Below are 10,995 nucleotides of genomic sequence, written 5' to 3' on the forward strand. Positions count from 1 at the left end.
TATATTTAATGTACTCGTATAAAGTCTCACAATGTGTCATTTGTCATCCTGAACTAGTATCAGGTTCTCACTTGTTTCAGCATCTATATATTTCAATAAGTTAGAGACCCTGAATGATCCTGAAACAAGTTCAGGACATGATTTTGGGTGACAAAAACTGACTTTTTGCGAGATGGTCAACCGTTAACAGTTAACCTGTTTTTTTAAAATACTCCATACTGCTTTTTTTGAATTCTTCTTCAGTTAGTAAGACCTTGAAATCCCTTATACCTGTTGCCGAGATGAGTTTTTCGATCAATCCCTCCTGGTCGTTTCCCTTGAGATGTATCATTGTGTAGATATTGTATTTTTCTTCGAAGGGGGGAGTTCTTTCATAGCAGTGGGAGATTTCTCTAAAAGAGGCAAAAACCTTGCCCACCTCTTCGCATCGCTGTTCAGGAACCGCCCAGATGACCATGATATTGTTTGTGAAACCTGCCCTGTGGTGGCGGACAATGGCGCCAAATTTTCGGATAATTCCCCGTTTCATTAATCCCTTTATCCCGGCAACTACATCCTCTTCACATATTCCTATCTTTTCTCCAATACGCCCAAATGGTCTTTTGGTAAGGGGAATGTCTCCTTGAATGTGTTGTGCTATTTTTATCTCTGTTTTTGAAAGCATAAGGCGTTATGTTTCTTCCAAGATTTCACTTGGAGGAAGATGCCACATTAGGGCAAATATTATATCGAAAAAGTTTAAAGTGAACTAAAGTGAACTAAAGTGCCTAAAGTTAAAGAATGCGCTTTCAGCGCAGCCTGTTTCTAATTTGACCGCGCCGAAGGCGTGTACGATTAACTTTAGCTCACTCTTAATCAATCCCCATCCCCGCTAAAGACGGGATATTCGACAAGGGAGATAGAGCGTTTTCTGTTTTATTTTTGTTCTGTATCACAACAAATATTTCTTGACAATTTTTTTTCATGCGTATAGAAACCCCCATGATGGGCAGGTGCTTTTCTGATAAGGAGGCGCCTAAAAATTAGCCCGTAAATATGAAAGGAGGCATAAATGAAAAAAGGTGTAGCAAGTGTTATCTTAGGTTTTCTGTTTGTGTTGGTGTCGGCCTCGCTGGTAATGGCTGCTGATGCCTCTCCAGCGGCTGCTGTGGATTACACAAAAGCAATTGTTTTGGGTTGCAGTATTCTTGCTGCCGGTTTAGCTATTGCGTGTGGTACGATTGGTACCGGCCTGGGAATGGGTAACGGGTTAAATGGTGCTGCGAATGCTGTTGGCAGGAACCCTGAAGCACAGGGCAAGATTTTAATAACAATGATGGTAGGCTTGGCAATGATAGAATCCCTCGCCATATATGCATTGGTTATCGCTCTGATATTGCTTTACGCTAATCCATTGTTAAAATTTATTGGCGGTTAATTAGATTTACGGCCTTATATGAAAAAAGAGGGGAAGCGATAATACTGGACTTCCCCTCTTTTTTTAGTTAAAAACATATCATGTTTAGTGCCTTCCTCGTCAATGATCCCTTCGGTGACCCCGGTGTATATGTAGAATTCAGATACAGAAACAGGGCAATTCTTTTCGATCTTGGCGACATTCATTCACTACCTCCCCGAAAGCTTCTCAAGGTAAGTCACATTTTTGTTTCCCACACACACGTGGACCACTTCATCGGATTTGATCATATATTGAGGGTTTTATTAGGGCGTGACAAACACCTTTCACTCTTCGGCCCACCGGGTTTCATTGAGAATGTGGAAAGCAAAATAGCCGGCTATACCTGGAATCTTGTTGAAAATTACACAAACGATTTTGTGCTTCTGGTGACGGAAGTGCATCCCGATCGTAAAATAACGAGACGCTATCACTGTCAGAATGCCTTTAAACCTGAAGCGGTCAGTGACAGTGAGAGCTTTGATGGTACAATTGTAAAGGAGAGTTTCTTTACCGTTACGGGAGTTTTTCTTGATCATAAGATACCTTGTCTTGCGTATTCCCTGAAGGAAAAGAAGCGTATAAATATCAAGAGAAACAAATTGGAGGAGATGGGACTTCCCGTGGGGGCGTGGCTTGTCGATTTGAAAGACAGTATCCTGAAGGGTGACCCGGATGATGCGCCGATCAGGGTATGGCGAAGGGATAACGGCAGGGAGGTTCTGGAAAAAATAGTGCCTCTCGGTGAATTGAAGGAGGCCATCGTAAAAATCACACCTGGCCAGAGGATATCGTATATAGCGGATGCTGTCTACAGCGAGGAGAATATACACAGGATAGTTGAGCTGGCCAGTATGTCCGATTTTATTTTTATTGAGGCTTGTTTTCTGCAGGAGGATGCGGATATAGCAGCGCGTAAATATCATCTTACCGCCATGCAGGCGGGTAGTTTGGCACGAATGGCAGGGGCGAAAAAGCTAACAACATTTCACTATTCCCCGAAGTATAAAGGGTATGGGAATCTTCTGATGGAAGAGGCCATGAAAGCGTTCAACGGCGACAGATAAGCCATTCCCTATTTATCGGGAATCGATCTACGAACAACGAATTTAAACTTTTGCGATCTGGAATCCTTTTAGCTGGATGGCCACCGCCCGCTGAAGAAGGTCAATAGATACGACGAAGAGTTCCTTTTTATAGTCAATCTTAACTACAATTCCTTCAATACCTTTGAATGGGCCGTCCATTATCAGGGCTGGTTCACCTGCCTTTGGATACTGGAAGTGCTGAATCTCTACCTTTGATTCAACGAGCCGCTGTATGGCACCTATCTTTTCATCTGGGACAGGTATCGGTTCATGGCTGTTTGGTTTCCCCAGCATTCTGACCACGCCGAAGGTCTTGAGAACATCCACTTTTGTGTAATTGTCTAAGGAAAATACTTCTGTAAACAGATACCCGGGAAACATCGGTACCATGATCTTCTTTTTTCGATCCTTTCTTTTGCTCCATACCTCGATCTTGGGTAAAAAAACATTGAAGGATTTTTGAAGAAGACCTAAATGTACTTTGTCTTCATGACGACTTCTTGTATGTACTGCATACCAGGGCATCAGACGTTCTCTCTTTGGAATGTTGCATTGCTGAATGTTTTCCTATAATAATTAATGAATATTTTCAAGATTAAATTAGGGACCACAAAATAGACATTGAAAATAAAGACTGTCCTCCCCATCCAGTTGAGAGCTTTGCATAATACCAATATTGTCATTGCGAGCAAAGCGAAGCAATCTCGCAACATATTGACAATTCATAAGATTGCCGCGTCGCTAAAGCTCCTCGCAATGACCAGAATTGCAGTTTTGCAAAGCTCTCCCAGTAGGACAGCCGTCTCGGCTGTCTAAGCGATTCACCGTTATGGACAGGCGGGACGCCTGTCCTACTGTGTTGGAAGGGTCAAAGTCCCTATTAAATGAGAGAGAAGAACTATGATATTTCAAATATCCGATATCAAAATTTTTCTGGATGAAGGGGAAGATGTCCTGCGAAAGAAGGCATCGTTGCTTCTCGGTGTTTCGCCGGAAGAGGTTTCTTCTCTGAAAGTCGTCAAAAAATCTCTGGATGCCAGGCGCAGCAGACCGCCATGTTTTATTTATGCGGTAGAGGTGTCTGTTTCCGATGAAGTGGCTGCGAGATGCAGGGTTGATGGCAAGGTAAAGATTAAAAGTGTTATATATGAAGCGCTGCCGAAACATTCGCCGGTTCTCCTTAAACCTGACAAGAGGCCTGTCATTGTCGGATGCGGGCCGGCTGGTCTTTTTGCCGCGTTAACTCTCGCGAGAAAGGGAATCCCCGTTCTTCTCCTTGAGATGGGCAAAAAGGTGGATGAAAGGGTCGTCGATGTAAATACCTTTTGGAAGAAAGGCATACTTGACGAAAGTAGCAATGTCCATTTCGGTGAGGGCGGTGCCGGCACCTTTTCTGACGGAAAGCTGACGACCAGGATCAGGAGCGCAAATCTGGGTTTCATAAAGAAAACACTTATAGATATGGGTGCAGCTTCGGATATTATGACCTATGCCAAACCTCATATCGGTACGGATTGCCTGCGGGAGGTGTTGGTAAATTTCAGGGAAGAGCTTGTTGAGCTTGGATGTGAAATAAGATTTGGAGCCAGGGTTACAGATTTTATAATTAATGAGGGCAAGATTGAAGGGGTTGTAGTCAACAATGACGAGGAGATCAAAACTGAACATCTTGTTCTGGCAATAGGACAGAGCTCCGTTGAGACATATCGGCAGCTTTATAAAAGGGGTGTGAAACTTGCGGCAAAGCCGTTTGCCATTGGCTTGCGGGTTGAGCATCCTCAGGAGTTGATAAACAGGATACAGTATGGCAGGTGGTGGAAGCACAAAGCTCTTCCGCCGGCAGATTATTTTTTGACGGCAAGGATAGCCGACATGGACAGATCGGTTTATACCTTTTGCATGTGTCCCGGTGGCGAGATTATCGCTTGCAGTTCGGAGGCAGGAGGAGTGGTTACAAACGGCATGAGCCACTACCTGAGAGGGGGCAACTTTGCCAACAGCGCCGTTGTGGTCAATATTCGTACAGATGATTTTAAAGGGGACTCTCCCTTGAGCGGCCTTGCATTCCGCCGGAGATGGGAGGAAAAAGCCTTTGTTATGGGGGGAAGTAATTACTGTGCCCCCGCGCAGAGGCTGGTTGATTTTATTGAAGATAAGGAAGGCAGTGAAATAGGCCTCACCAGTTTTGTTCCCGGTTTCAAAGCAGCCCCTTTGAAAGAAGTATTGCCCCCGTTCGTTGTCGATATCCTGAAGAAGGGATTTTTGGCGTTTGATAGAAAAATGCCGGGATTTATTTCTCAGGAGGCAAATCTGATAGGTGTTGAAACGAGAACATCATCTCCGGTCAGGATATTGAGGGGGGAAAATTATCAGAGTGTCAATGTGGACGGTTTATATCCGTGTGGCGAGGGTGCCGGTTATGCGGGGGGTATCATGAGTTCTGCACTTGATGGAATGAGGGTGGCTGAGTTTATAGCCTCGAATCAACAATAATGTCATCCCCTTTTCTTGAAACTTTTCTTACGGAGAGCTTAATCGAATCATCAATTTTTGTAATTCCCAAATCACCTACCGATGGAATTCCTGTTCCGATTATCTTTGGAGCCGTGATTATTATAATCCTGTCGGCGATTTTTTCTTTCAAAAAGGAGGTAATTATTTCGGAACCCCCTTCTACCAGAACAGAAGAGATTTCTTTCTTCCCCAGTTCGGCCAAAAGCTTTTTCAGGTCGACATGCTTCTGATTCTTGCTATTGATGATAAGAGTTTCTATTCCCGAATCTGTTAAATGCCTCAAATTTTCTTTGTTGCAGTGTTGGGTAGTTGCGATAATTGTCTTTGCGCTCTCCTGGTTCTTCAGTACACGTGCGTTTGCCTGTATGCGAAGCGTTGAGTCGACCACAATCCGAAGCGGGTTTTTGCCCCTCGCGTGGCGTACGGTAAGTTCCGGGTCATCCGTGAGAATTGTTCCTGCGCCGACCATGATACCGTCGTGGAGGCTTCTAAGTTTATGGGCGAATTTTAAGGAAGGTTCTGAGCTAATCCACCTTGAATGTCCGGTTGACGTAGCGATTCTACCGTCGATGGTCTGGGCAAATTTCAGAGTTATAAATGGAGTCTTTGTCCGTATAAATTTTAAAAATATTTCATTGAGCTCCCTGCATTCCTCTTCAAGTATTCCTACGTCTGTTTCTATCCCGTGTTGCTTGAGGATGTCTATGCCTCTGCCGGAGACCATCGGGTTGGGGTCAGTGGTTCCGATGACAACCCTTTGGGGTCTGACTTCGACGATCCTGTCCGTACAAGGTGGAGTCTTGCCGTAATGGCTGCATGGTTCCATTGTCACGTAGAGGATTGTGCCTTCAATGGCTTCTGAAGCGCTGTTTATGGCATTAATTTCGGCGTGGTTCCCCCCGAATTTCTTATGGTATCCTTCGCCAATAATCCTGCCATCTTTCACTATGACCGCACCCACCATCGGATTGGGGCTTACACGGCCTTCTCCCTTTCTGGCAAGTTTCAGAGCTCTTTTCATGTAGAATTCGTCTGTCAAGATTCGATTCCTTTCTTCGGCTTTTTAAAATATCAGAGACTAACTTTCGAATCAATGACAAATATCAGCCCTAAAATAGACATTGACCATTCCAACACAGTAGGACAGGCGTCCCGCCTGTCCACAATGGTGAATCCTACGGGATGGGGAGGACAGTCTTATAGCTCCCTATCCCTTGGTGGGAGAGGGTTAGGGAGAGGGGGGATTCTGACATATTTTTCACCCCCACCTTAGTCCTCCCCCATCAAGGGGGAGGAATTCACTTTCAATGTCTATTTTTGGGTATCAGACAATTGTTGTTAAGAGATGAGAAAGTATGATATAAAAGCGGAGCTTGCTTATAATGAAAGGAGAACGTAATGAAAGGTGTTGTTTTGGCAGGTGGTTTGGGGAGCAGGATGCATCCACTGACGAAAGTTACCAACAAGCATCTTCTCCCGGTATACAGGGAACCGATGATCCATTATCCGATCAGGATTCTGGTTAATGCCGGTATAGATGAGATATTGATAGTGACCGGTGGGAATAATGCCGGTGATTTTCTTAAACTCTTGGGGAACGGCAAGGAGTTTGGCCTGAAACACATAAATTACACATACCAGGAAGGGGAGGGGGGAATAGCGGCGGCCCTCGGTCTCGCGGAATTCTTTGCGGATAACGGAAAAATCATGGTTGTTCTTGGCGACAATATTATTGAGAATAATATCAAAAAAGCGGCCGAGGCCTTTAAAGAACAACGGGAAGGAGCCAGGATAATGCTGAAAGAGGTTCCTGATCCCCAGCGGTTCGGAGTGCCTGTTTTTGAAGGAGACAGGATTGTTGGCATCGAAGAGAAGCCGTCAGTTCCAAAATCTTCTTATGCCGTTATTGGCATTTATATGTATGACAGCAGGGTTTTTGATTTTATAAAGACGCTGAAGCCATCGGAGAGGGGAGAGCTGGAAATTACGGATGTTAACAACTTCTATATCAGGGAAGGAAAAATGATGTGGGATATCCTTGATGGCTGGTGGAGTGACGCCGGGACATTCGAATCCCTTCGATATGCGGGGAATATGGTGGCAGAGACGGGGGCGAACAAACTGTGAACTGTGATTAGTTGTTACGGGTGCCATGGACAAACCATGTGCCGGACATTGATCCGGTATCGTTTGTCCGTGCAAAAAAACGAGCGAGAACAACACGGACAAATAAATTTGTCCATGCCACCAAATAGACCAGAGGGAGACTTATGATTGAAGGTGTGATGATTAAGAAATTGAAGGTGATACCGGATGAGCGGGGGAGGTTGATGGAAATACTCCGCCGGGATGATAAGATGTTCCGGGAATTCGGTCAGGTGTATATGACAACCGCCAATCCTGGTGTAGTGAAGGGGTGGCATTATCATAAAAAACAGTACGACAACATGACGGTTGTCAAGGGTATGATGAAGATTGTCCTGTACGATAGCCGCAATGATTCCAGTACCCATGGTGAAATCAATGAACTCTTTGTCGGGGAGTTCAACCCTGTTCTTGTTCATATTCCGCCATATGTGTATCACGGCTTTAAGTGTGTATCTATCGAGGAAGCCATTGTGGTTAATACTCCAACAGAGGTTTACAATTACGACGAACCTGACGAATTCAGGATAGACCCCCACAGCAACGATATTCCATACGACTGGAGCAGGAAAGACGGATAAATAGGGACAGCGCCCTTTTTTCTGTAAGGGGCATGGTTGACAAGTTTGTAAAAAGTCAGGAACCGGGTCATTGCGAGAAGCGCAGCGACGAAGCAATCTAATGAATGCAACCAGTTATAGTACACGAGATTGCTTCGCTCCGCTCGCAATGACAACTTTTTCGACTTTTTACGAGTGCATCATGGTTAATAGGGGAAAAAAGGGCGCTGTCCCTATTTTCCAAGAGAGAAGGCAAATTATGAAACCGGAGGAATTTCTAAAAGGTGTTCAGTTGTTTGAGTCTCTTAGCCCGGAGGATTGTGAACGCCTTGCTGCCTCACTGAGACGGCGGTCTTTGAAGAAGGGAGAAACACTTTTTAGAAAGGGGGATGATGGGACCTCGCTTTATATTGTAAAAGAGGGGCGTATCAAAATTGTGCTTCCCTCCGAGATGGGGGATGAGGCTGTTCTGGCGGTCTTTTCTGCAGGGGATTTCTTTGGAGAAATGGCTCTTATGGACGGGATGCCGCGTTCGGCTGATGCTGTAGCACTCGAACCATCTGAATTACTTGCTCTGAATAGAAATGATTTTATCACATTCCTGGGGAATAATGAAAAAGCGATGCAGGCGATCCTTTCCCATCTTTCAATGCGTTTACGCAAGACTGATGATTCTTTAGAAGATGCTTATTTTCTCAATATTTCCGCAAGATTTGCGAAAAAGCTCGTTGAATTAGCCAAAACGCATGGTGAACGGGATGGCGATATTATACAGATTGGCTTGCGTCTGAGCCAGAAGGATCTTGCCAGCATGATAGGTGCTACCAGAGAAAGCGTTAACAAGGAACTGAGGGTGTTGCGTGAAAAGGGGCTGGTCAGTACTGAAAAGGGTACTCTCCGTATTCTTGACCTGGCGCGTCTCGAAAGACGTGCAAAACTGTAATGAAGCTTTAGAGGGTCACTAAATGTGATGTGTTCGTAAAAAGTCTCGACTCGGTGTCATTGCGAGGGCGGTAGCCCGAAGCAATCCAATGAATACAAGTAGTTATGAGAGCTTTGCTCGCAATGACGTATTTTTCGACTTTTTACGAGACTGTTAAATATGGTATTTGGTGTTGTGTGAAATATTTCACACCAAAAGCATGAAACACTTCATTGTATTCGTTCCTGGTCTTTTGTAATATAAATCAATCTGAGTTTGTTTTAAATTCCGTTCAATTTTAATTGAAACATTATAGAGAATAATCATGGACAAAAGAGATCATGCATCTTCATTACCATTAGAAGATATTATTGGGGAGGAACTCGAAGATATCGTCACCCTGCTCTGTTCGACCGGCACAGAGAAGAGCAGATTGTACGAGGATATATTATCTATGGTAGAAAGGGGCTTGATTAAAATTGCCTTGAAACGTTCCAGTAACGTGAAGATTACTACTGCAGATTTTCTCGGGATGAACAGAAATACTCTCCACAAAAAGATTGACAAGCTCGGGATCGACTGCCGGAAAATCCGAAAATGAGTAATCAGGAAGGTAGCATTTTTGAGAGGACATCTTCTAAGTATCTTTTTTATGGTTTTGGGTGCCTGTATTGGAAGTTTTTTGAATGTATGCATCTATCGAATTTCTGAAGGAAAATCTATTGTATTTCCTAAATCCTTCTGTCCGAACTGTTCGCATCCCATCAGGTTTTATGATAATATACCGATAATAAGCTATCTTGTTTTGAGGGGGAGGTGCAGGGATTGTCATAAAAAAATTTCACATCGCTATCCGGTGGTTGAGCTGATAACTGCCCTGTTGTCGTTGTTTCTATTCTGGAAGTATGGTTTGTCTTCTCAGTATTTCTTTGCATTTGTATTCGTCTGTGCCCTTATCATTATAACATTTATAGACCTGGAACATCAGATTATTCCAGATGTAATTACGCTGCCGGGGATTCCACTCTTTTTCCTGTTAACGTTCTTTTTTATAGATGTCTCTTTTCTTGACTCCATTTTGGGAATTTTAATTGGTGGAGGGGGTTTTTATCTGATTGCCATTGTATATCAGTTTGTAACGAAAAGAGAGGGGATTGGCGGGGGTGATATAAAGCTTATGGCGATGCTCGGGGCCTTTTTGGGCTGGAAATCCCTTCTGTTTATACTTCTTGTAAGTTCCCTGCTTGGATCAATTGTAGGTGTTTCCATGATGATTATGCACGGGAAGGATTTGAAATATGCGGTTCCCTTTGGGCCATTCCTGTCTACTGCCGCTGTGGCCTACATGTTCCTGGGTGAGTATCTGAAGGGGATTCTGTTTTTGAGATAATTGTTTGAGAGAGGCACCGGTATATAGATGAATACCTGTTTAAAGTTTCGAGTTTAAAGTTCAAGGTTGACGGTTTCGTTCCTCTCTGTCATTCCCGCGTAGGCGGGAATCCAGTTATTGTAAGGTGTTATAGACTCCCGCCTGCGCGGGAGTGACCGGGAGCGCATCCCGCAAGCCCCGCCTTGTAGGCGGGGAGCTTCACAAGATTTGGACTTTTTACGAGTCCATCAAACGTGAGTGGGAAAAAAGTGAGATCACAAAAAGGCTTTACACTTGTCGAGCTGATGATAGTGGTCGCCGTTATGGCGATTATGTCTGCCTTTGCCTTTCCGGCATTTCAAGACTGGATGGTGAAGAACCGCCTAAATGGCGCTGCAAGACAGGTCATGTCTGATTTAATGGAAGCGAGAATGAAGGCGGTTAAGGAAAACACAACTGTCACGGTGGCGCGGCTTAACGGTAGCGACCATGAGTATAAAATATCAACTGCCAGTGAAGAGAAAACCATAGACATTAAGTTAAACTATCATGACGTAGACATCACAAGCTTCAGCAGTATTAGTTTTTCTTCCAGGGGAACAGCGAGTCCTGGTGGCATAGCTCTAACCAATTCGAGCGGGTCGAAAAGCATAACCATTTCTTCAGCGGGAAGAGTAAAAATAAATTAGCGTTCAACGGGCGAGAAAGTGCGCAAAATTGTCAACAATAATGGTTTTACACTGATAGAGATTATGATTGCCATATTTATTCTTACTGTAGCTCTTTTGGGTTTGGCAGGCGTGACAGTAAGCGTTATAAATGGGAACGCATTCAGTAAAGAAATCACTACCGCCACGACACTGGCCCAGGATAAGATGGAAGAGATCAAAGGGGTTGGATACGATGACGCGGAAGACGAGGGCGGGACAGAAGACTATAATACCATTATAGATTATCTGACA

General features: G+C 44.2%; 13 protein-coding genes. 10 read left to right on the forward strand and 3 right to left on the reverse strand.

Annotation, left to right across the window (positions count from 1 at the left end; genetic code table 11):
- Positions 1-190: 190 nt before the first annotated feature.
- Positions 191-664, reverse strand: coding sequence for a hypothetical protein (locus Q7J27_06680; protein MDO9528829.1), 474 nt, complete (start codon positions 662-664; stop codon positions 191-193).
- Positions 665-1,051: 387 nt separating this feature from the next.
- On the opposite strand from Q7J27_06680, the gene atpE reads away from it, so the two are divergent.
- Together atpE and Q7J27_06690 are read left to right on the forward strand one after the other, a co-directional pair.
- A complete protein-coding gene (atpE, locus tag Q7J27_06685; GenBank protein MDO9528830.1) occupies positions 1,052-1,417 on the forward strand; it encodes an ATP synthase F0 subunit C in 366 nt (121 codons plus the stop codon).
- A gap of 80 nt (positions 1,418-1,497) precedes the next feature.
- Positions 1,498-2,502 (forward strand): hypothetical protein, encoded by a 1,005-nt coding sequence (locus Q7J27_06690; protein ID MDO9528831.1) that lies wholly within the window; start codon positions 1,498-1,500, stop codon positions 2,500-2,502.
- A gap of 42 nt (positions 2,503-2,544) precedes the next feature.
- Here the strand turns inward: Q7J27_06690 and Q7J27_06695 are convergent, their stop codons facing one another.
- Positions 2,545-3,048: a UpxY family transcription antiterminator gene (locus Q7J27_06695; GenBank protein MDO9528832.1), complete on the reverse strand. Its 504-nt coding sequence runs from the start codon at positions 3,046-3,048 to the stop codon at positions 2,545-2,547.
- 375 nt (positions 3,049-3,423) lie between these two features.
- Here Q7J27_06695 and Q7J27_06700 point away from each other — a divergent pair, with 375 nt between their 5' ends.
- Positions 3,424-5,016 (forward strand): NAD(P)/FAD-dependent oxidoreductase, encoded by a 1,593-nt coding sequence (locus Q7J27_06700; GenBank protein MDO9528833.1) that lies wholly within the window; start codon positions 3,424-3,426, stop codon positions 5,014-5,016.
- On the opposite strand, the gene ribD is transcribed toward Q7J27_06700, so the two are convergent.
- A complete protein-coding gene (ribD, locus tag Q7J27_06705) occupies positions 4,994-6,076 on the reverse strand; it encodes a bifunctional diaminohydroxyphosphoribosylaminopyrimidine deaminase/5-amino-6-(5-phosphoribosylamino)uracil reductase RibD (GenBank protein ID MDO9528834.1) in 1,083 nt (360 codons plus the stop codon). The two genes, Q7J27_06700 and ribD, sit on opposite strands and share 23 nt — an antisense overlap.
- Before the next feature lie 359 nt (positions 6,077-6,435).
- Here ribD and Q7J27_06710 point away from each other — a divergent pair, with 359 nt between their 5' ends.
- The 7 genes from Q7J27_06710 to Q7J27_06740 all read left to right on the forward strand — a co-directional run.
- Entirely contained in the window at positions 6,436-7,164 is a 729-nt protein-coding gene (locus Q7J27_06710) for a sugar phosphate nucleotidyltransferase (GenBank protein ID MDO9528835.1), read from the forward strand.
- Between the two features lie 143 nt (positions 7,165-7,307).
- A complete protein-coding gene (locus tag Q7J27_06715) occupies positions 7,308-7,763 on the forward strand; it encodes a dTDP-4-dehydrorhamnose 3,5-epimerase family protein (GenBank protein MDO9528836.1) in 456 nt (151 codons plus the stop codon).
- 238 nt (positions 7,764-8,001) lie between these two features.
- Positions 8,002-8,685: a Crp/Fnr family transcriptional regulator gene (locus tag Q7J27_06720; GenBank protein ID MDO9528837.1), complete on the forward strand. Its 684-nt coding sequence runs from the start codon at positions 8,002-8,004 to the stop codon at positions 8,683-8,685.
- Positions 8,686-8,989: 304 nt separating this feature from the next.
- A complete protein-coding gene (locus tag Q7J27_06725) occupies positions 8,990-9,265 on the forward strand; it encodes a helix-turn-helix domain-containing protein (protein ID MDO9528838.1) in 276 nt (91 codons plus the stop codon).
- A gap of 21 nt (positions 9,266-9,286) precedes the next feature.
- Positions 9,287-10,054 (forward strand): prepilin peptidase, encoded by a 768-nt coding sequence (locus Q7J27_06730; protein ID MDO9528839.1) that lies wholly within the window; start codon positions 9,287-9,289, stop codon positions 10,052-10,054.
- A 248-nt stretch (positions 10,055-10,302) separates the two neighbouring features.
- Positions 10,303-10,722, forward strand: coding sequence for a GspH/FimT family pseudopilin (locus tag Q7J27_06735; GenBank protein ID MDO9528840.1), 420 nt, complete (start codon positions 10,303-10,305; stop codon positions 10,720-10,722).
- 18 nt (positions 10,723-10,740) lie between these two features.
- Positions 10,741-10,995 (forward strand): prepilin-type N-terminal cleavage/methylation domain-containing protein (locus tag Q7J27_06740; GenBank protein MDO9528841.1); only part of this gene is annotated, 255 nt, incomplete at its 3' end.

It is taken from the genome of Syntrophales bacterium (assembly GCA_030655775.1).
Classification (GTDB): Bacteria; Desulfobacterota; Syntrophia; order Syntrophales; family JADFWA01; genus JAUSPI01.